Source organism: Burkholderia sp. LK4 (assembly GCF_001043615.1).
Classification (GTDB): domain Bacteria; phylum Pseudomonadota; class Gammaproteobacteria; order Burkholderiales; family Burkholderiaceae; genus Burkholderia; species Burkholderia cepacia.
The window spans coordinates 33,434-54,314 of sequence record NZ_LDUL01000034.1; the positions used below are offsets into that span (position 1 = coordinate 33,434).

The 20,881-nt window shown below is 69.5% G+C and carries 18 protein-coding genes; 4 read left to right on the forward strand and 14 right to left on the reverse strand.

The window, feature by feature from the left end:
- Positions 1-112: 112 nt before the first annotated feature.
- From VK92_RS18415 to VK92_RS18465, 11 genes are all read right to left on the reverse strand, one after another.
- The gene (locus VK92_RS18415; RefSeq protein WP_021158262.1) at positions 113-1,030 is read right to left on the reverse strand and encodes a LysR family transcriptional regulator; all 918 of its coding nucleotides are present in this window, start codon (positions 1,028-1,030) and stop codon (positions 113-115) included.
- 75 nt (positions 1,031-1,105) lie between these two features.
- Positions 1,106-3,367, reverse strand: coding sequence for a xanthine dehydrogenase family protein molybdopterin-binding subunit (locus VK92_RS18420; protein WP_048027033.1), 2,262 nt, complete (start codon positions 3,365-3,367; stop codon positions 1,106-1,108).
- Positions 3,367-3,867: a (2Fe-2S)-binding protein gene (locus VK92_RS18425; RefSeq protein ID WP_021158264.1), complete on the reverse strand. Its 501-nt coding sequence runs from the start codon at positions 3,865-3,867 to the stop codon at positions 3,367-3,369. The genes VK92_RS18420 and VK92_RS18425 overlap by 1 nt, the downstream gene beginning before the upstream one ends.
- Positions 3,864-5,144 (reverse strand): c-type cytochrome, encoded by a 1,281-nt coding sequence (locus tag VK92_RS18430; protein ID WP_048027035.1) that lies wholly within the window; start codon positions 5,142-5,144, stop codon positions 3,864-3,866. The genes VK92_RS18425 and VK92_RS18430 overlap by 4 nt, the downstream gene beginning before the upstream one ends.
- Positions 5,145-5,555: 411 nt before the next feature.
- Complete coding sequence (locus VK92_RS18435; RefSeq protein ID WP_053077821.1) at positions 5,556-6,680, reverse strand: FAD binding domain-containing protein; 1,125 nt, start codon at positions 6,678-6,680, stop codon at positions 5,556-5,558.
- Between the two features lie 168 nt (positions 6,681-6,848).
- Complete coding sequence (locus VK92_RS18440; protein ID WP_230952237.1) at positions 6,849-7,985, reverse strand: amidohydrolase family protein; 1,137 nt, start codon at positions 7,983-7,985, stop codon at positions 6,849-6,851.
- A gap of 28 nt (positions 7,986-8,013) precedes the next feature.
- Positions 8,014-9,672: a cation/acetate symporter ActP gene (gene actP / locus VK92_RS18445; protein ID WP_048027039.1), complete on the reverse strand. Its 1,659-nt coding sequence runs from the start codon at positions 9,670-9,672 to the stop codon at positions 8,014-8,016.
- Positions 9,669-10,028, reverse strand: a complete 360-nt coding sequence (locus tag VK92_RS18450; RefSeq protein ID WP_048027041.1) for a DUF485 domain-containing protein — start codon at positions 10,026-10,028, stop codon at positions 9,669-9,671. The genes actP and VK92_RS18450 overlap by 4 nt, the downstream gene beginning before the upstream one ends.
- 91 nt (positions 10,029-10,119) lie before the next feature.
- Positions 10,120-11,346 carry an FAD binding domain-containing protein gene (locus tag VK92_RS18455; protein WP_048027043.1) on the reverse strand — a complete coding sequence of 409 codons (1,227 nt, stop codon included), beginning with the start codon at positions 11,344-11,346 and terminating at the stop codon, positions 10,120-10,122.
- 1 nt (position 11,347) lies between these two features.
- Entirely contained in the window at positions 11,348-11,833 is a 486-nt protein-coding gene (locus VK92_RS18460) for a VOC family protein (RefSeq protein ID WP_048027045.1), read from the reverse strand.
- 134 nt (positions 11,834-11,967) lie between these two features.
- Positions 11,968-12,240: a ubiquitin carboxyl-terminal hydrolase 14 gene (locus tag VK92_RS18465; protein WP_027792630.1), complete on the reverse strand. Its 273-nt coding sequence runs from the start codon at positions 12,238-12,240 to the stop codon at positions 11,968-11,970.
- Positions 12,241-12,454: 214 nt separating this feature from the next.
- Here VK92_RS18465 and VK92_RS18470 point away from each other — a divergent pair, with 214 nt between their 5' ends.
- The gene (locus VK92_RS18470) at positions 12,455-13,726 is read left to right on the forward strand and encodes an NAD(P)/FAD-dependent oxidoreductase (protein ID WP_048027047.1); all 1,272 of its coding nucleotides are present in this window, start codon (positions 12,455-12,457) and stop codon (positions 13,724-13,726) included.
- A 169-nt stretch (positions 13,727-13,895) separates the two neighbouring features.
- On the opposite strand, the gene VK92_RS18475 is transcribed toward VK92_RS18470, so the two are convergent.
- A complete protein-coding gene (locus tag VK92_RS18475; protein WP_048027048.1) occupies positions 13,896-15,320 on the reverse strand; it encodes an efflux transporter outer membrane subunit in 1,425 nt (474 codons plus the stop codon).
- Entirely contained in the window at positions 15,317-16,363 is a 1,047-nt protein-coding gene (locus tag VK92_RS18480) for an HlyD family secretion protein (protein ID WP_021158277.1), read from the reverse strand. Before VK92_RS18480 ends, VK92_RS18475 begins: the two co-directional genes overlap by 4 nt.
- An 83-nt stretch (positions 16,364-16,446) precedes the next feature.
- Here VK92_RS18480 and VK92_RS18485 point away from each other — a divergent pair, with 83 nt between their 5' ends.
- Positions 16,447-18,024, forward strand: coding sequence for an MFS transporter (locus VK92_RS18485; protein WP_021158278.1), 1,578 nt, complete (start codon positions 16,447-16,449; stop codon positions 18,022-18,024).
- A 147-nt stretch (positions 18,025-18,171) separates the two neighbouring features.
- Here VK92_RS18485 and VK92_RS18490 read toward each other — a convergent pair whose 3' ends face one another.
- Complete coding sequence (locus VK92_RS18490) at positions 18,172-18,993, reverse strand: alpha/beta fold hydrolase (RefSeq protein WP_042973930.1); 822 nt, start codon at positions 18,991-18,993, stop codon at positions 18,172-18,174.
- A gap of 558 nt (positions 18,994-19,551) precedes the next feature.
- On the opposite strand from VK92_RS18490, the gene VK92_RS18495 reads away from it, so the two are divergent.
- Together VK92_RS18495 and VK92_RS18500 are read left to right on the forward strand one after the other, a co-directional pair.
- Positions 19,552-19,977, forward strand: a complete 426-nt coding sequence (locus tag VK92_RS18495; protein WP_048027050.1) for a DUF3331 domain-containing protein — start codon at positions 19,552-19,554, stop codon at positions 19,975-19,977.
- A gap of 69 nt (positions 19,978-20,046) precedes the next feature.
- On the forward strand, positions 20,047-20,868 hold the full coding sequence (locus VK92_RS18500) for an alpha/beta fold hydrolase (RefSeq protein WP_048027052.1): 822 nt from the start codon (positions 20,047-20,049) through the stop codon (positions 20,866-20,868).
- Positions 20,869-20,881 lie beyond the last annotated feature (13 nt).

The window sequence follows — 20,881 nt, forward strand, 5'->3', positions numbered from 1 at the left end:
TCTGGATCGGGCGGACTGAATAGTCCTAAACCGCGTCTTAATTCACTTGATCGATGCGGTGTGCGCGCGGGCGCGGCCGCGCGGTTTCAGCGACGGGCATCGACGGCGGCCGTCAGCGGCGCTGCCCCTGCAGCGTCGGAATCTGCGCGAACAGCCCGGCGAGCCAGTCGACGAACACCTTGAGCTTGACGGGCGTATGCCGGTTGGGCGGATACAGGATCGAGATCGGCCGCGGCGGCGTGTTGAAATCGGTCAGCACCTCGCGCAGGCGCCCCGATTGCAGGTACGGCTCGACCAGGTACAGCGAGGTCTTGATCAGGCCGATGCCGGCGACGCCGCATGCGATATAGGTGTCGGCATCGTTGACCGCGACGGTGCCGCACATCTGTACGATGCGTGTTTCGCCGTCGACGACGTAGTCCCACGGCCGCGGCCGGCCCGTATCGGCCGACATGTGGCTGACCGCGATGTGCTGCGCGAGATCGTCGACCGTCTCGGGCGCGCCGCAGCGCTCGAGATACGCGGGCGCCGCGCACGTGCAGGTGGTCAGGCTGCCGATCCGTTTCGCGACCAGCCCCGAGTCGTCGAGCGCGCCGATGCGCACGACGCAATCGACGCCTTCACCGACGAGGTCGATCTGCCGGTCGGTCACGCCGAGTTCGACCGAGATGCCGGGATGCGCGGCGAGAAACTCGGGCAGCGCGGGCACCATGATCTGCTTGGCCATCGCCGGCGGCAGGTTCACCTTCAGGCGGCCGCGCGGCACGTTGCGCGCCTGCGAGACGGCCGCCTCCATGTCGTCGATCTCGCGCAGCACGCCGACGCAGCGCTCGTAGTAAGCTTGCCCGTCCTCGGTCAGCGAGATCCGGCGGGTGGTGCGGTTCAGCAGCCGGCAGCCGAGATGCTGTTCGAGCGTGCTCAGCAGCGCGGAGACGCGCGGCGTCGTCAGCCCGGTCGTGTCGGACGCGCGCGTGAAGCTGCCCGTTTCGACGATGCGCGTGAACACGCGCATCGAAAGCAAGGTATCCATCGTTCGGAAATCTCCAGCCTGTTCGTTGCCTGCGCCGGTGCATGCCGGCGCGGCTTGTATGTCGGGGTGCCGCCGCTACGCGTCGATGCGCTTCCTGAGCCCGTCGCCCGCGAACGGCATTTCGCGCATCCGCTGGCCGGTCGCATCGAAAATCGCGTTGGCCAGCGCGCCCGCGGTCGGCCCCATCGACGCCTCGGCCGCGCCGAGGAACGGCGCGCCCGGGCGGTTGATCAGGTGCACCTTGATGCTTTGCGGTGCCGCGCGGAAACGCAGGATCGGGTAGCTGCTCCAGTCGAAGCTGCGGATGCGCTGCGTATCGTATTGCAGCGCCTCGTACAGTGTCCAGCTTGCGGCCTGCACGATGCCGCCTTCGATCTGGTTGCGGATGCCGTCCGGCGACACGACCTGGCCCGCGTCGACGGCCACTTCCGCGCGGTCGAGCGTCACCTGGCCCGTTTCCGGCACGACCGTGATCTCGACCGCCATCGCGACGTAGGCCATCAGGTTCTTGTATTTGCCGAACGAGAAACCGACGCCGCGGTTGCGTTCGCGCGGCGGCCGGGGCCAGCCGAACTTCGTCGCGGCGAGCTTGATCACCTGGCTCGCGCGGTGATCCTGCATGTGCCGCAGCCGGAATTCGACCGGATCGACGCCGGCGGCGTGCGCGAGCTCGTCCATGAAGCTCTCGATCGCCCACACGTTGGTGTGCGCGCCGAGCGAGCGCATTGCGGAGGTCTGCAGCGGCATCGTCGGCGAGAAGTTGTTGACGATGTGCATGGTCGGCAGTGCGTACAGCGGGATCGCGTTGCGATCGCCGCCGCCCTCGGGCTGCAGCATCGGCGTCGACGGCGCGGGCACGAACGGCGGCTCGAGCATCCGCGCGGGCAGCAGCCGGCCGGCATTGACGATCCGTTCGTTGTGCGAGCTGCTCCACAGCGCGTAGTTCCAGTCGACGATATGGCCGCTCGCGTCGAGCGACGCGCTGAGCTCGGTGACCATCGCGGGCGTGAAGTGGTCCCACGTATGTTCCTGCTCGCGCATCCATTGCACGCGGATCGGCTTGCCGGGCAGCGCCGCCGCGATCAGTGCCGCATGCGCGGCCACGTCGTCCGCGCCGTTGTGCCCGTAGCAGCCGGAACCCTCGGTGTGGATGCAGCGCACGCTCGCCTTCGGCATCGACAGCATCTCGGCGAGCGCGTCGCGCAGCGGATACACGCCCTGCGAGTGGGTCCACACGGTCAGCATGCCGTTCTCGAGATGCGCGACCGAGCATGACGGCCCGATCGAGCCGTGCAGCAGGTAGTTCTTCAGGAACGTCGCGGACAGTGTTTTCGTGGCCGGCGCTGTGTCGCCCTTTGTGTTCGCGATCTCGATGCGCTGCGTCGCGATCCGCTTCAGGTCCTGATGCACGGTGCCGCGCTCGGGCAGCGCGCGGCCGGGCGACCAGCGGCTGCCGGCCGCCAGCGCGCGCTGCGCGACGACCGCCTGCCATTCGCCCTGCGCGACGACGGCGAGCATGCTGCCGTTGCGCACGATCCGCACCACGCCCGGCATCTTCAGGATCGCGGCTTCGTCGAACGACAGCAGCTTCGCGTCGTACACGGGCGGCATCACGACACGCGCGTGCAGCATGCCGGGCAGTTCCATGTCCTGCACGTAGCTGACGCCGCCCGTGACCTTGTTCGGAATGTCCACGCGCGGCAGCGACGTGCCGATCACCGAGAACGTGGCCGGCGGCTTCAGCGGCGACGTCGGTGTCGCGCTGCGGTGCAGGTCGACCGTGCGCACCGCGTCGCCGTAGCGCATCGTGCGGCCGTCCGGCGCCTTGATCACCGCGTCGGCGACGGTGAGCGTGCGCGGGTCGACGCCGAACTGCTTCGCCGCGCCGTCGACCAGCAGCCCGCGCACCTGTGCGGCCGCGTTCAGCAACGCGGAGCCGCTGTCGGCCATCGTGTGGCTGCCGGCCGTCAGGCCCTCGTCCGGCGACGCGCCGGTGTCGGCGGTCAGGAACGTGATCAGCGAGGGCTTCATGTTCAGCTCCTCGGCCGCCACCTGCAGCAGCGCGGTCCGCACGCCGGTGCCGAGCTCGACCTTGCCGGTGAACACGGTGACCTTGCCGTCGGGCGTGATCTTGATCCACGCGTCCAGCAGCGGGTTGGTCTTCAGGCTGCCGGCCAGCGTTTCGGTCGCCTTGGCGACGTGGACGGCGGCGCCTTCGTCCGCGATCACGAGCTGCGCGGCGGCACGCGCGACCGGCGCGAGGCTGAACGCGACGAAGAGCGCGCCGGAAACCATGAAGTGCCGGCGGCCTTCGTCGATGTCGTCGGTTGGGTTCATCAGAGTCCCTTGCTGATCATGACGGGCGCGGCGGCCGGTTCCGGGTCCGGCAGGCCGGCGACCTGGCGGATCGCCGCCAGGATCCGCATGTGCGTGCCGCAGCGGCACAGGTTCGGTTCCATCTGGGTGCGCAGTTCGCGTTCGGTGGGTTTCGGGTTGCGCTCGAGCAGCGCCTGCGCGCGCATGATCATGCCCGCGATGCAATACCCGCACTGCGCGGCCTGGTGATCGATGAACGCCTGCTGAAGCTTGCCCGGATGCGCGGCGCTGCCGAGGCTTTCGACGGTCCGCACGCGGCGCTCGCCGAGCGCGGACACCGGAATCAGGCACGAGAACATCGGCTTGTCGTCGACGATCACGGTGCATGCGCCGCATTGCCCGAGGCCGCAGCCGAATTTCGCGCCGTGCAGGTGCAGGTCGTTGCGCAGCGCGTACAGCAGCGGCGTGGACGGATCGATGTCGAGCGTGTGCCGCACGCCGTTGACGGTGAGGGTGATCATCGCGCGCTGTCCTCCTTTCTGAGCTTCGCGGCCAGGGTGTCGACGCCGCTCCACGCGGGACGATCGGAATATGCTTCCCGCAGGTACGCGGCGAGGTCCGCGATCTGCGCGTCGTCGTACTGGTCGATGAACGACGGCATGTAGTTCAGCGTGTCTTCGCCGTGCCAGCCGATTCCGTTGAACATCATCTGGATCGCGTTGCGCGGCGTATCGGCGGCGACGGCCGTGCTGAACGCGAGCGTCGGCCGCTCGCCGATCGACTGCATCGGCGCTGCCGGCCCGTGGCACTGCGCGCACGACGCCTGGAACAGCACCGCGCCGCGCTGGCCGGCGGGCGTCGTCGGGCCGTGTCCGGCACCGGCCGTCGCGGGCCGGGCGGCCGCCGGCTTCTGGATCGACAGGATGTATGCGGCGATCGCCTCGACGTCTTCCTGCGGCACGGTCGCGAGATCGCGCGTGACGGGCAGCATCGGGCCGGCCGCCGCGCCGTGCTCGCTCGCGCGGCCGGTGCGCAGGTAGGTGACGAGCTGCGCCTGCGTCCATGGCTTGACCGCGCTGCCGAGCGCATTGAGCGGCGGTGCCTCCCAGCCGTCGACGATGCCGCCGTCGAACGCCTTGCCGGCCTGTTCGCCGCCGATCGCATTGAGCGGCGAATGGCACGACGCGCAGTGCCCGAGGCCGTCGACGAGCAGCTTGCCGCGATTCCATTGCGCGGATTGCGACGGGTCGGGCCGGTACGCGCCTTCGCGCAGGAACAGTACGTTCCAGAATGCGACCAGCGGCCGGAAGTTCAGCGGAAAGATCAGGTCGTTAGTCGGGGTTTTCGTCCGCACCGGCTCGCGGGTCATCAGGTACGCGTAGGCGGCCGTGATGTCGTCGTCGGACATCCGCGTGAAGTGGATGTACGGAAATGCCGGGTAGAGCGGATGGCCGTCGCGGGCGATCCCGCTGCGCAGCGCGCGGGCGAACGCGTCGCGCGACCAGCGGCCGATGCCGGTGTCGGCATCCGGCGTGATGTTGGTCGCGTAGATCGTGCCGAACGGCGTCGCGAGCGGCAGCCCGCCGGCGAACGGCTTGCCGTCGTTCGCGGTGTGGCACACGACGCAATCGCCGAGCGCGACCACGCGCGCGCCGGCGCGAACGAGTTGCGGATCGAACGACGCGCGGGCGGGCGGATCGATCGGCGCGATCGACGGCTTGAACATGATGCCGATCGCGACCGCCAGGCCGACGGCCGCGATGCCGGCCGCGCCGAACCAGAGTCGTTTGTGCTTCATGCGCGCTCCACGCGAACCGGTTCGCCCGCGATCGTTCGAGCGGCGGGGCAATGGCGCGGATGCCGGACGCGCGCGCCGGCGCGGGTTCGGCTGCCGCGGCACGCGGGGCTGGATGGAAGGTCGGGCTCGCGCGTGCCGGCGGCGGTCGTTCCGGTCGGTGCGGCCGGATGACGGCGGCGCATCGCCGGGCGATCCGGCCATGGCGAGGCGGCCCGGTGGCAGCGGTTCGCGGCGGAGATCATGTCGTTGCTCCAGGTGTGGGGAGGCCGCGCGGGCAATGACGCAATCGCGTCATCGTGTGCGAGGCGGATGATGGAGGGCAGTCTACGCGGGCGTCGGCGGCATTTCCTGAAACTGCGCTGAAACGTTCTGAACCCCGCTGCGGCCCGGCCCGGCGCGGGCGCCGCTGCGTCAGCACGGCGTGCCGAGACCGAACGCCGCGGCCAGCTGCGGGCCCTTCTCGAGCAGCGACGTCACTTCGTCGCGCCGTCGCGCCGACCATTGCGCGAGGCGCGCGACGACGTCGGTCGCGTCCGCCGGCAACGCTTCGGCGAGCGACACCGCATCGCTCGCGGCCTTCGACGTGCCCGATGCGGTATGCGGGCGCACGGTGCACGCCGCATCGCCGATCAGCGCGACTCGACCATCGACGAATGCGGGGCTCAACGCATCGAAAATCGCCTGGTTGAACGGCATGCGCGTCGCGTGCACCAGTTGCGCGAGCAGGGCCGGCAGGCGTTCGCCGGCGAGTTGCCGCAGCGTCGCGACGACGTCGTCGGCGAGCTGCCCCGGATGCACGGACGCGTGATGGACGTGTCCGGCCCGATCGGTCAGGTGGTGGCGCAGCGCGTCGCGATCGGCTTCGTTGCGATACCAGAGCCAGTTGAAGCGGCGCGTGCCGGGCACGAGCGAGCCGTCGAGCGCGGGAATCAGGAACGCCATGAACAGCTCGCCCGGCGCCTTGTGCAGCGTCATGTTCTCGACCAGCGGCGCGATCGACGCGGCATCGAAATCCGCTTCGTCGACGATCCCGCGCCACGCGAGGTAACCGGCGAACGACGGCGCATAACCGGGAAAGAGCTGCGCGCGCAGGGTCGAGCCGGCCCCGTCGGCGGCGATCAGCACGTCCGCGCGGAGGCGCTCGTCGCCGAGGTGGACGTCGACGCCGTCCGCGTCCTGGTCGAAGCCGGTGACCGTGCAGCCGTACCGGATGCGCCCGTGCGGCAGCGTTTCGCACAGCGAACGGTAGACGGCGTCCCACGACGAAAACGGCAGTATCTCGGGCTCGTCGCGCGTGACGATGCCGTCGCGATCGATCCAGCGCCGCCGGTGTGTCGGCACGCTGATCGCGTGGCGGCAATGCCGGCCATGCCGTTCGAGAAACGCCATCATCCGGCGCAATACGGCCACGCCGCCGCCCTGGCCGCGCAGCGGCGACGGCGAGCGTTCGCAGACCGTCACGTCGTGTCCGACGCAGTCGAGCGTCAGCGCGGCCGCGAGACCGGCGATCGATCCGCCTGCAATGACTATCTTCATCGTGGGTGACTCCGGTGTGCGGCCGGTGGCGTGCGCCCCGGCCAGGCGTCGTGATGCACGGCGCCGCGCGCCTGCGGCCACGGCTGCTGCGGATCTTGCCATGTCCGGCCGCGGGCTGCGCCGACGGTGCAAGCGCGGCGGGCAGGCCGCCGTGCGCCGGCCCGACTGCTAGATCCGCAGCAGCTTGCCCGCATTACCGCCGAGGATCATCGCGCGCTGCTGCGCGCTCAGGTCGACACGGTCGAGAAAGCGCACCGGCTGCTCGTAGCCCATGTCGAAACAGTAGTCGCTGCCGAGCACGAGCCGGTCGACGCCGACGTTCTCGATCAGGAAGTTCAGCACGGGGCCCGAATGCGACACCGTGTCGTAGCTGAAGCGCCGCAGGTAGCTGCTGGGCTTCTGCGCGAGCCGGCGCGTTTCGGGCCGCACGGTCCAGCCCGCGTCGAGGCGCCCGACGAGGATCGGCAGTGCGCCGCCCGCGTGCGGCAACGTGATCTCCAGCGTCGGGTAGCGGTCGAGCACGCCGCCGAGGATCAGGTGCGAGCCCGCGATCGCTGTATCGAACGGGTTGCCGAGCAGGTTGCTGAGGTAGAAATCGCCGAGCCGTGCGCCGCCGACCGTCTGTTGCGGATGCAGGAACACCGGCAGGCCCAGCTGCTCGATGCGGGCGAACACGGGCGCGAACAGCGGATCGTCGAGATCGCGGTTGTCGATGTTGGTGCCCATGTACACGCCGCGCACGCCCGGCAATTGCGCGGCGCGTTCGAGTTCGTCGATCGCGTCGGCCGCGTTCAGCATCGGCAGCGTCGCGAGCACGACGAAACGCGTCGGGTGCCGCTGGTACACGCGCGACGCCGACGCATTCCAGTCGCGCGCGAGCTTCGCGTTGAACGGCCGGTCGCCCCAGTACGCCATCGGCACGCTGAGCGACAGCGCCTGCACGTCGACGCCGGACGCATCCATGTCCTTGAGCCGCGCATCGATGTCGATGAACTTCATCGGCAGCGGGCCGAGGCCGCCGGCGGGCGTGCGGAACGTGAACGACGTGTCGTCGCACACGAACGAGCCGCCGAAGCGCTTGCCTTCGCCGCCGACCAGGTCGCAGAAGCTCTCGGGGTAGTAATGCGCGTGGATGTCGATCGAGCGCGGCCGGTGCGGCGGCAGCGCGGCCGGGGTGCCGGCGCTGCCGGCGGCCGACGCGGACTGTCCGGCGACGGCGGTGCCCGCGAACGCGGCAAGCGCGCCGAGCAGGCGGCGGCGTCCCGGCGACGGGCAGCAGGTGCAATTCAGCATGGTGTCTCTCATGGTGTATCGAGGGTGCGTGACGTGCGGTTCAGCCGCGTTGCGTGATGGTCGTCGAGATGCCCGCCGTGAGGCCCATCTCGCACGCGACGAGCTGCGTGTCGAACTGCGCGCGCTCGCGTTGCGCGCGTGCCGAACGATCGGTGACGGAGAACAGGACGACGCCGGCGAAGGCCGCCGCCATCGAGAACAGCGCCGGGTATTCGTACGGATAGACCGCGTGCGCATGGCCCAGTACCTGGACCCACACGGTCGGGCTCAGCACGGTGAGCGTCACCGCGGTGGCGAGCCCGAGCAGGCCGCCCAGCACCGCGCCGCGCGTCGTCAGCCCGCGCCAGTAGATCGAGAGCAGCAGCACCGGGAAATTCGAGCTGGCCGCGATCGAAAACGTGAGGCTGACGATGAACGCGATGTTCTGCTTCTCGAACGCGATGCCGAGCAGGATCGCGAGCACGCCGAGCACGACGGTCGTGGCGCGCGCCACGCGCATTTCGTCCCGGTCGGACGCCTGCCCGCGCCGCAGCACGTTCGCGTAGAGGTCGTGCGAGATCGCCGACGAACCCGCGAGCGTGAGCCCGGCGACCACGGCCAGGATGGTCGAGAACGCGACCGCGCAGATGAAGCCGAGGAACACGTTGCCGCCGACCGCATGCGCGAGGTGGATCGCCACCATGTTCGCGCCGCCCGCGATCGCGCCGGACGCGTCGTGGTACTGCGGGTCCGACGCGACGAGCGCGATGGTGCCGAAGCCGATGACGATGATCAGCGCATACCCGATGCCGACGATGCCGGTCGCGTAGAGGATGCTCTTGCGGGCCGCCTTGACGTCGCCGACCGTGAAGAAGCGCATCAGGATGTGCGGCAGGCCCGCGGTGCCGAAGATCAGCGCGAGGCCGAGCGACACGGCCGAGACCGGATCGGACACCAGCCCGCCGGGGCGCATGATCGCCGCGTGTTTCGGGTGGACGAGAGTCGCCTGCGCGAACAGCGCGTCGAGGCTGAAGCCGAAACGGCTCAGCACCATGATCGCCATGAACGCCGCGCCGGCGAGCAGCAGCACGGCCTTGATGATCTGGATCCAGGTGGTGGCCAGCATCCCGCCGAAGAACACGTAGACGACCATCAGCACGCCGACGACCAGCACCGCGACCGTGTAGTTCAGGCCGAACAGCAGCTCGACCAGCTTGCCCGCGCCGACCATCTGCGACACGAGATACAGCAGCACGATGACGATCGAGCTCGACGCCGCGAATGCACGGATCGGCCGTTGCCGCAGGCGATACGACACGACGTCGGCGAGCGTGTACTTGCCGAGGTTGCGCAGCGGCTCGGCGATCAGGAACAGGATGATCGGCCAGCTCGCGAGAAACCCGACCGAATAGATCAGCCCGTCGTAGCCGCTCGTGAACACCAGCGCGGAGATGCCGAGCAGCGACGCGGCCGACATGTAGTCGCCGGCGATCGCCCAGCCGTTCTGGAACGCGGTGATCTTGCCGCCCGCCGCGTAGTGGTCGGCCACGCTGTGGTTCTTGCGCGCGGCCCAGCGCGTGATGAACAGCGTCGACGCGACGAACACGACGAACATGCCGATCGCGACCGGATTGTGCCCGTGCGCGAGCGCGGCCGGGCCGGCCGCGAACGCCGGTGCACAGCCGCAGGCGGCGAGCAGTGCGGGGAGCAGGCGTTTCATGATGCGTCTCCGTGGCGAAGGGCCGCGACGACCGTGTCGTGCACCGCATTGGCGCGGAACACGTAAAGCGCGACCAGCGCGAAGGTTGCGACGAACATGCCGAACCCGACCGGGATGCCCCACGGAGTCGGCCGGCCCGGCACGATCGGTGCGCCGAGCAGCGTCGGCGAAAACGCCAGCGTCAGGATGAACGCGAAATAGAGGGCGAGCATGACGAACGTCAGCGACCAGGCGAACAGCCTTCTGCGCCGGACGTGTTCGCGAAAGCGGGCATCGCGCTGCAGCGGATGCGTGGTGTATGACGGTGCGGCCGGTTCGGGCGCGGTGCCGGCGGTGGCCGGAAGCGGGTGGTTCACGGTGTCTCCTTCTCGTCTGGAATGGCCTGGCATGGCTTGGCTTGGCTTGGCGATGGGCGCCGCACGGGTCGCGCACGGCGCCCGTGCATGCTCAGAAATGCGGCGGGACGGCGGTTTCCCGCATCACGACTTCCGGCGTGCGATAGCGCTCGGCCATTTCGCGCTCGGTGTCGTTCCTGAGTTGCGCCTGCATGTAGGCGCCGAGGTGGCGCGCGTGCTCCACGATCGCCGCGCCGAACGCCGTGCGCGTCTCGCTGTATTCGCCCAGCGCGTCGAGCGTGTCGGTGCGCGTGGCGAGCGCGGTGGCGAGCGCGAGGGCATCGCCGGCGGCCTTCGTGACACCCATCCCGCAATGCGGCCGTGCGACGAACGCGGCGTCGCCGAGCAGCGCGATCCGGCCGAACGCCATGTTCGGCACTTCGAGGTCGTAGATCGGCTGGAACAGCGGCTGCGTCGCGCGTGCGACGACCTCGGCGAACTGCGGCGCCAGCAGCGCGTGGGCGGCGTCTTCCATGTCGTCGAGCACCTCGCGCCGGATCAGCGTCGGCGGAATGCCGCCCGCCCACAGCTTGCCGGTCGCGTCGGTCAGCAGGTTCGGCAGGTCGGTGTCCTCGCGGGTCGCGCGATACCACACGAAGTTGTAGCGGCGCTCGCCCGGCTTCGTGCTGTTGCCCTGGCCGGCGACCGGATAACCGAGGATCTGTTCGTGCGGCGGCAGGCCGAACGCGAAATTCCCGAACAGCGTCGCGTGGGTCGCCTCCGACAGCCCGGGTTCGTCGACCAGCCCGCGCCACGCGACGTAGCCCGCATACTGCAGCCGCGCGTCCGGCAGGAATTTCTCGCGGATCGCCGAGCGGAAGCCGTCGGCCGCGATGACCAGGTCGGCATGCACGACCGAGCCGTCGGCGAGCGTGACCGACGCGTGCCCGGGGCCGTCCGCCACGTCGGTGACGACCGCGCCCGCGCGGTAATGCTGGTCGGGCAGCGCCGCGCGCAGCACGTGGTACATCTTGCTCCATGCGGTGAGCGTCTGCGGCATCCGGCGTTCCGATACGACGGTGCCGTCGCGGCCCAGCGTGATCCGCGACTCGACCTCCACGCCGATCGATTCGTCGATGCGCACGCCCGCTGCGCGCATCACGTCGAACAGTTCGGGATGCGTGACGATCCCGGCGCCGCGGCCCGACAGCGCGTCGGGTACCCGTTCGAACACATCCACGTCCCAGCCGTTGCGCAGCAGGAGGTTCGCGGCAAACAGGCCGCCCAGCGAGCCGCCGACGATCGCGGCCTTGCGTTTGGTCGAAGTGCGGTGGTTCATGTCAGTCTCCGTGTGCTTGCGAGTCGCCGGCCGGGACGGCCGCGGGCAGTGCCAGCCCCGCGACTTCGGCGGCGGGGAAGTTGAGTTCGATCGTCACGCCGGACGGATCCTCGATGAACACCTGGTGCAGCCCGAGGCTCGGCACGGTGCGATCGCGCCACGCGACGTGTTCGGCGCGCAGCGTGTCCCACATCGCCTCGACGCCGGTCGCGAGGAAGGCGATGTGGTCGACGGTGCCGGTGCCCGACGCCGGCAGCGTCTTGTCGCCGAGGTAGGCCGCGAGCCCGTCCGGGTTGGCCGGGTCGACGCCGATGATGTGGACCGTGCCGTAATCGCTTTCGTCGCCGCCCTTGTAGAGCCATGCGCCGGGAAAGTCGAACGGCGGCCGGTAGCCGCGCTTGAAGCCGAGCACACGTTCGTAGAACCGGCACGATCGCTCGAGATCGAGCGTGCGGATCGAGTAGTGCGCGAGTCTGGATACCGTCATGACGAACCTCTTGTTTATCGATAGATAAGTTATCGTTCGATAAATACTAGTCGAAAAAAGCGGCGAGAAGAAGCCGCGATCGAACCGTGTATACCCTCGGTCGAAAACGGTGCCGGATGCCGGTGCGCGGCGGGTTACGGCGTGATTTCGCCGGCCATCACGTCGTCCGCGTAGCACCAGACCCAGCGCTCGCCGGGCTCGATCGAACGGGCGAGCGGGTGCGTCGTTTCATGAAAATGCCGGCTGGCGTGACGGTTCGGCGACGAGTCGCAACAGCCGACATGCCCGCAGCTCAGGCACAGGCGCAAATGCACCCATCGGCTGCCGGACTTCACGCATTCCTCGCAGTAGTCCTTGTCGGTGTTCAGGATGCGCGCTTCGCCGAGGTGGGTGCAGGTCGTGGCCATCTGCCGCTCCGATGCCGGCGCAGGGGGCGCTCGCAGCGCGGCCGGCGCGAAGCTGCGAGCGGGGGAACACGATGTATTTTGGACGGCGCGCATCGCGCTCGGACCTTAATTCTTATGAAACATGGCGGCCGTGGCGACGATGACGACTACAGTCACACGTGCGGCCGGCGCGGGAACCGGCCGGGATTCGACACGCGGTCAACGGGAGACGCTCATGGCGCAGTCGCAGCATGTCAAGGTCATCGGCCTGCCTCACAGCAAGGAGGCCTACGCGATCCGCGACTTCCTGAAGCGCGGCGTGGTCGAGTACGAATGGTGCGAGCTGACGTCCGACACCGATTGCGTGCGCGAGCTGGGCATCGCGCCGCTGCGCGACGTCCGGCTGCCGGTGGTCGTGTTTCCGGACGGCACGTGCATCTACCAGCCGACGCTGCCGGAGATCGCCGCGAAGCTCGGCTGGGTCTCCCGGCCACGCTTCATCGAGTACGACGTCTCGATTTACGGCGCCGGCCCGGCCGGCCTGTCGGCGGCCGTCTACGCGGCGTCGGAGGGGCTGCGGGCCGTCGTGATCGAACGCGACGCGATCGGCGGGCAGGCGGGCACGAGTTCGCTGATCGAGAACTACATGGGCTTTCCGGACGGCATCCCGGGTGCCGAGCTGGCGGAACGCGCGCGCCAGCAGGCGGTGAAGTTCGGCGTCGAGTTGCTGATGATGCGCGAGGGCGTGCATGCGACGTTCGTCGACGGCAAGATCCGCGTCGACATGGCCGACGGCTCGATCCTGACCGCGCGCTCGAACATCTGCGCGACGGGGATCGAATACCGCAGTCTCGGCCTGCCCGACGAACCGAAGTTTCTCAACGCGGGCCTGTATTACGGCGCGGGATCGAGCGAAGCGCCGATGTGCGAGGGCAAGCATGTGTTCATCGTCGGCGGCGGCAATTCGGCCGGGCAGGCCGTGATGAACTTCGCGCGGCACGCGCGCGAAGTCACGATGATCGTCCGGGGCGCGTCGCTCGCGGCGACGCTGTCGCGCTACCTGATCGACCGGATCGAGCGCATGCCGAACGTGACGGTGCGCTACGGCACGACCGTCGACGCGCTGCAGGGCGACGGCCGGCTCGAGGCGATCGTGCTGCGCACGGAAGACGGCGCGCGCGACGTGCTGCCGGCCACGCACCTGTTCGTCTGCATCGGCGGCGCGCCGAACACCGAATGGGCGCGCGACACCGACATCATCCGCAATCCGGGCGGTTACCTGGTGACGGGCAGCGACCTGTACGACTGCCCGGACTTCGCGCGCGTGTGGCCGCTCGAGCGCCGGCCGTACTACCTGGAAACCAGCGTGCCCGGCTCGTTCGCGGCGGGCGACGTCCGTTCGGGCTCGGTCAAGCGGGTGGCGTCGGCGGTCGGCGAAGGGGCGATGGCCGTCACGTTCGTGCACCGGTTCCTCAGCGAGGACGCGCACCGGCCGAGCGGAACCTGAAGCGCGGGGCAGGCCGGGCGGCGCAGCGGTGCGGGCTTCGACGTGGCGGGCCGCGCCGCGACGGTGACGACGGCGACGGCGCTCATGCGGCCACCGTGTTGCCAGCGTCCGTGGCTTGCGTGACCGCACGCACGTCGTGTTGCTTGGCCGGCCGCGCGGCGGGCATCTTTCAGAGCCGGTCGTCGCGTTGCGCGACGTTTTGCGGTGCGACGGAGGGCGGCGTCCACCCGCCGCCCAGCGCGCGCACCAGATCGACCGTCGCAATCGCGAGCGCCTGGCGGCTATGGATCAACTGGCGTTGCGCGTTCAATGCGTCGCGGTCCGCGTCGATGACCTCGAGATAGCTGACGTAGCCATGTGCATAGCGGCTCAGCGACAGCCGCGCGGCCGCTTCGGTCGAGCGCGCCGCGCTGTCGTAGCGCACGATCCGCTCGTTCTGCGCGGCGATGTCGTTGAGCGCGTCCTGCACCTCGCGCAGCGCGCCCAGCGCGGTCGCTCGATAGTTCGCGTCGGCGAGCGCCGTGCCGGCCTTCGCGGCGGCTACCGCGGCATCGCGCTTGCCGCCGTCGAACAGCGTTTCAGCCACGCTCGCCCCGAGGCCCCACAGCGAGCTGTTGCGCTCGAGAAACGAGCCGAGGTCGCGGCTCGCGAACCCGCCCTGGGCCGTCAGCGTCAGCGTCGGCAGCCATGCGGTGCGGGCAACGCCGGTTTCGAGCGATGCCGCATCGACACGGCGTGCCGCCGCATAGACGTCCGGCCGTTGCGCGAGCAGCACGGACGGCAGGCCGGGCGGCACCGCCGGCACGCGAATCGCGGCGGCGGTCGGCGCGACCGTGAAGCTGGTCGGCGACACGCCGGTCAGCACCGCGAGTGCATCGACGAGGTTCTCGCGTAGCCGCCGGCTGTCCGCGAGATCGGCGCGCGCGGTATCGAGATCGGCCGCCGCGCGCAGCGCGTCGAGATCGCTCGCCGCGCCGGCCCGCACGCGCGCGGCGATCACGTCGAGCGCGGTGCGGCGCAGCTCGATCGCGCGGGCGAGCGTCGCCAGATCCTCCTCGACGTAATGCAGCGTCAGGTAGTCGCTCGCGACCTCGGTCGCGACGCGCAGCCGCACGGCCGCGCGATCGGCGTCGGCCTGCAGCACGTTCTGCCTGCCGATCTCCGCGTCGCCGCGCAGGCGGCCCCACAGATCGACTTCATAGCTGGCGTTGAACGGCACCGACCAGTTGTGCATCAGCCGCTTCGGCAACGCATTGTCGACCGTGCCGGACACACGCGAACGGTTGAATGACGGATCGACGCCGACGGTGGGTGAAAGCGCGGCTTCGCGCACGCCGAGCAGCGCCTGCGCCTGGTCGACGCGCGCGGCGGCCGCACGGATGTCGAAGTTGCCGGCGAGCGCCGCGTCGACGAGCGCGACGAGCGGCGGACCGCCGAACGACGCGGGCCATCCGGCGAGCGACGGGGCCGGTTCGCCGGGCGCATCCGCATGACGGAACCGGTCGGTGCCGACCGGGACGGGCGCGAGCGGCTGCGGCGCGATCGTGCAGGCGCCCAGCAGGCCGGCGGCGAGCAGCGCGGCGAGGCGGCTCATGGCTGTTCCCGGCCGGCTTGCAGCGTGACGACGACCGACAGGCCGGGCCGGATGCGCGGCTCGGTCGACGCCTGCCCGTCGAGCAGGATCTTGACCGGCACCCGCTGCGTGACCTTCGTGAAGTTGCCGGTCGCGTTGTCGGGCGGCAGCAGCGCGAACTGCCCGCCGGTCGCGGGCGACAGGCTGTCGACGTGCCCGTTGAAGGTCAGGTCCGGCAGCGCGTCGAAACGCAGCCGCACGGCATCGCCGGCGCGCACGTGCTTGAGCTGCGTTTCGCGGAAGTTCGCGACGACCCACGGGTGCGGTTCGACCAGCGTGAGCAGCGCCTGGCCCGGCGCGACGTGCTCGCCGGTCTCGACGGTCTTCTTCCCGACGCGGCCGTCCGACGGCGCGACGACCGTCGTGTACTGCAGTTGCAACTCCGCATCGCGCAAGTCGGCGTCGCCCTGGTGCGACACGGCGTCTGCCGCCTGCCATGCGGCCTGCGCGCTGCGCTGCTGCGCTTGTGCCGCGTCGATGCGGGCACGCGCGGACTTGCGCGCCGCGTTGGCCGCATCGAATTCCTGTTGCGACAACCCGCGCGGTGTTTCGCGGGTCAGCTCGCGCGCCCGTGCGTAGTCGAGTTCGGCTTTCTCGGCGTCGGCGTGCGCGGACACGAGCGTCGCGTCGGCCTGCTCGACCAGCGCCTTCGCGCGCATCGCATCGGCACGCGCCTGCGCAACGCGCGCACGCTGCAGCGCGACGCGCACGTCGAAATCGCGCGGATCGAGCCGCACGAGCGGGTCGCCCGCATGCACGAACTGGTTGTCGTCCACCAGCACGCGCTCGACGGTGCCGGCCACGCGCGGCGAAATCACGTGCAGGTGGCCCGTCACGTACGCGTCGTCGGTGCCGCGTTCATGCGCGTCGTATTCGTAGACCAGCAGCGCGACGAGCAACAGCGCGGCGCCGGCGATCAGCACGATCGGCCATCTGCGCGAGCGCGCGGGGGAGGCGGGCGGCGGGCTCGACGCGTCGGTCGGGTTCGTCGGGTTCGTGCTCACGATCGGGTAACTCCATCGAACGGACAGGTTTCTTCACATCGCGCTATGCTTGCGCGAGCCTCAAATACGGGAGCCGCACGACGATGAATACCACGTTCGCCCCCGGTGGCGCGACACCGGGGCCGGCCGCGCCGGCCACCGACATACCGACGTTTCGTTCCATCGCCGCGATCGCGGCCGTGCTGCTCGGCGCGATCATCTCGACGCTGACCTCGCGCATCACCTCGCTCGGGCTCGCCGACGTACGCGGCGCGCTCGGCGTCGGCTTCGACGAGGGCGCATGGATCAACACCGCGTTCACCGCGTCGCAGATGTTCGTCGGGCCGCTCGCGATCGCGGCGGCCTTCGTGTTCGGCACGCGCCGCGTGCTGCTGGCGGGCGCCGCGGCATTCCTGGCCGTCGAAAGCATGCTGCCGCTGTGCACGGACTTCGGCACGTTCATCGCACTCCAGAGCGTAGCCGGTTTCGCATCCGGCGTGTTCGTGCCGTTGACCGTCGGGTTCGTCGTCCGCACGCTGCCGCCGCGGCTCATTCCGTTCGGCATCGCCGCGTATGCAATGAACCTCGAGATGTCGCTGAACCTGTCGGCGACGCTCGAAGGGTGGTACAGCGAACACCTGAGCTGGCGCTGGCTGTTCTGGCAGAACGCACTGCTGACCGTGCCGTTCATCGTGTGCCTGATGCTGTCGCTGTCCAACGAACCAATCAAGCGTTTCGCGTCCGGGATCGACACGCGCGGCATGGTGCTCGGCGCCGGCGGGTTCGCGTGCCTGTGCGTCGCGCTCGACCAGGGCGAACGGCTGTTCTGGTTCCAGTCGCCGCTGATCGTCACGTTGCTGTGTGTCGGCATCGTGATGGTGGCCGCGTTCCTGATCCACGAGCTGGCGTCGCGCAGCGCCGGGCTCGATCTCGGCTACCTCGCGCTGCCCAACGTCGCATGGCTGATCGTGCTGGTCGGCCTCGTGCGCTTCACCGTGCTCAACACGAGCTTCATTCCGTCGGCGTTTCTCGCGAGCACCTACGGGCTGCGCCCGCTGCAGATCGGCGACACGCTGCGCTGGATCGCGATCCCGCAGCTGCTGTTCGCGCCATGCGTCGCATGGCTGCTGCAACGCGTCGATCCGCGCCGGCTGATCGTCACCGGCTTCGTGATGGTGGCGTTCGCGTTCGCACTCGGCGCGCGCCTCACGCCCGTATGGGCCGAACCCGATTTCATCCCGTCGCAGTTGCTGCAGGCACTGGGCCAGACGATGGCGCTCACGTCGGTGATCTTCTTTTTCGGCAAGCACGTGACGGCCGAGCACGCGCTGACGTTCGGCGCGGTCGTGCAGACGACGCGCCTGCTGAGCGGGCAGCTCGGCACGACGTCGATCGCGGTGATCCAGCGGATCATGGAGGCTACCCATTCGAATCTCGTCGGTCTGCATGTCACGCTGTCGGACCCGCAAACGCTTGAGCGGCTGCGAGCCGGCGCGGCGTCGCTGGTCGCGCACGGCGCGACCTTCGCGGCAGGCGACCAGGCGACTTACGCGCTGCTCGACCGCGCGGTTCGCGTCCAGGCGACCACGCTCGCGCTGGCCGACAACTTCCGGGTGGCGATGGCGTTCGCGATCGCGGGCGCGCTGATCGGCTTGCTGCTCAGGCCGGCGCGTACGCCGTGAGCGCCCGCTGCCGCAGCAGCGGCGATCCCGGCGACGGCGCATGCGGCATGCGGAATCGCGACGGCCTGAAAATTCCTGAAAAATGCTGAAGGGCGCGCCGGCGTGACGGCATGACAGTATGACGTCCGGCGCGCCGTGTCGCGCGGCTTACGCCTTCAGGAAGGCGAGCAGTTCGGCATTGATCCGTGCGGCATCGACGACGCACATGCCGTGCGAGCCGCCCGGGATCACCTTGAGTTCCGCGTGCTTCACGATCTTCGCGGACAGCCGGGCCGAATCGTCGATCGGCACGATCTGGTCGTCGTCGCCGTGCAGGATCAGCGTCGGCACGTCGATCTTCTTCAGGTCTTCCGTGTAGTCGACCTCGGAGAATTCCTTCACGCACAGGTACTGGCCGTGCACGCCGCCCATCATGCCCTGGGCCCAGAACGCATCGATCGTGCCTTGCGACACCTTTGCCTGCGGCCGGTTGAAGCCGAAGAACGGCACCGCGAGATCCTTGTAGAACTGCGAGCGGTTTTCCGCGACGTTCTTGCGGATCCCGTCGAACACGTCCATCGGCAGGCCGCCGGGATTGGTCGCCGACTTCACCATCTGCGGCGGTACGGCGCCGATCAGCACGGCCTTCGCGACGCGCTTCGTGCCGTGCCGGCCGATGTAGTGCGCGACTTCACCGCCGCCGGTGGAGTGGCCGACGAGCGTGGCTTCGTGCAGGTCGAGCGCGTTCATCAGCGCGGCGAGATCGTCGGCATACGTGTCCATGTCGTTGCCCTGCGACGGCTGGCTCGAGCGGCCGTGACCGCGGCGGTCGTGCGCGATCACACGGAAGCCGTGCTGCACCAGGAACAGCATCTGCGAATCCCACGCGTCGGCGCACAGCGGCCAGCCGTGCGAGAACACGACCGGGCGGCCGCTGCCCCAGTCCTTGAAGTAAATCTGCGTACCGTCTTTCGTGGTGATCGTGTTCATCGTGTGGGTTCCTGAATGGGTGGAAGCGGCGTGTTTGGGGGCAGCCGCGGCGGCTGCCGGCAGCGCGGCGGCTGCAACGGCGGTCGCGCCGGCGAGCAGCATGTCTCGGCGGCGTGCCGAGGGAAGGGCGTCGGTATCTGCGGGACGCATGAAGTCTCCTTGAACGTGCGGTACATCGATGCCGCGTTGGATGGTGGGTTCGGATCTGCCCGCAGGCGGCAATCCCGCGGGCAGCCGGCATGTGTTCGAGAGGTCGCGCGCAGGCCGGCGCGCGAACGTCGTGAACGAAAGCCGACAGGAGCCTATCCCGCGGCCATGCGGGCTGTACTGAAATCGCGCTGAATTTTCGTGAAGCCCGTATGTGGTGCACGCCGCGGGACGCCTGCGCGCGCGCCGGCCAGAAAAATTAAGTCTCGCATCAAGACTCTTCAGCGGCGGCCCGCTATCGTCAGCGTCAGGTCATCCCGTCGCGGGCCGGTGCCGGCTCGCGCGGCGGATGACGATCGCGTAGCGGGCGGGTGCGAGGCATCCGGCCCGCCTCACCTGCCTGGATCTGCCATGGACGCATTCGATCGCTGGGAGCACGTGATGACGCTGCTCGACCCGTCGCCGGCCGCACGCCATTGCGCGCCGTCGCTTGTGCGCGACCCGGACACCGCGCGCCGCCGCCATTGCAACGATGCATCGGCCGCATCGAGCGGCAGCGTGCGCCGTCGTTGCGCGATCATCGCCGCCGAGCGACAGACCGATTCGTCGGTCCTGGTGTCGTGGAGCGACCCGACGCGCTGCCGCTACGACGAGCAGCGCTGGATCAGCGCGAAGTCGCGCGCACTCGCGCGCTGCGCGCTGACCGGCACGACGATTCGTCCGGGCGACGCGATCTACAAGCCGCAATGGCGCGGGGCCAAGCGTCCCGCGAACTACCGGGAAGTGATCCTCGCGACCGAGATGGACCGGTTCATCGGCCGGCTGTCCCGGTCGTGACGACTGACGCGGCACCTGTCCGCCGGCCGACGCCGGTGCGCGCCGCTTTTTCACCACTGAGGAATCCGTATGAGCACGTTCACGACCCGCGACGGCGTGTCGATTCACTACAAGGACTGGGGCGCCGGGCGCCCGGTCGTGTTCATTCACGGCTGGCCGCTGAACGCGGATATGTGGGACGTCCAGATGCATCACCTTGCGTCGAACGGCCTGCGCTGCATCGCCTACGACCGGCGCGGCTTCGGCCGCTCCGGCCAGCCGTGGACCGGATACGACTACGACACGCTGGCGGACGATCTCGCGACGCTGATCGATACGCTCGGGCTGCGCGACGTGACGCTCGTCGGCTTCTCGATGGGCGGCGGCGAGGTGGCCCGCTACATCGGCCGGCACGGCACGCGGCACATCGCGAAAGCCGTACTGGTCGGCTCGGTGACGCCGCTGGTCGCGCGGCGCGACGATCATCCGGACGGTGTCGACGTCGCCGTGTTCGACGGGATTCGCGCGGGTATCGTGGCCGATCGCGCGGCGTTCCTCGAGCAATTCTGGCCGCTGTTCACCGGGTCGAACCGGGCCGCTTCGACGATCTCGCGCGCCGCGCTCGACTGGACGTCGTTCATGGCGCTGCAGGCCGGGTTGAAGGGGACGCTCGACTGCGTCGGCGCGTTTTCCGAAACCGATTTCCGTGCGGATCTCGACAAGTTCGACGTGCCGACACTCGTGATTCACGGCGACGACGACCAGACGGCACCGCTCGCGCTTACGGGCGCCGTCACGGCGCGGCGCGTGCCGCACGCGACGCTGAGCGTCTACGAGGGCGGCCCGCACGCGTTGTACCTGACGCATGCGCAACGCCTGAACGACGAACTGCTGGCGTTCGCGCGCGCATGATCCGGCGGTGGCG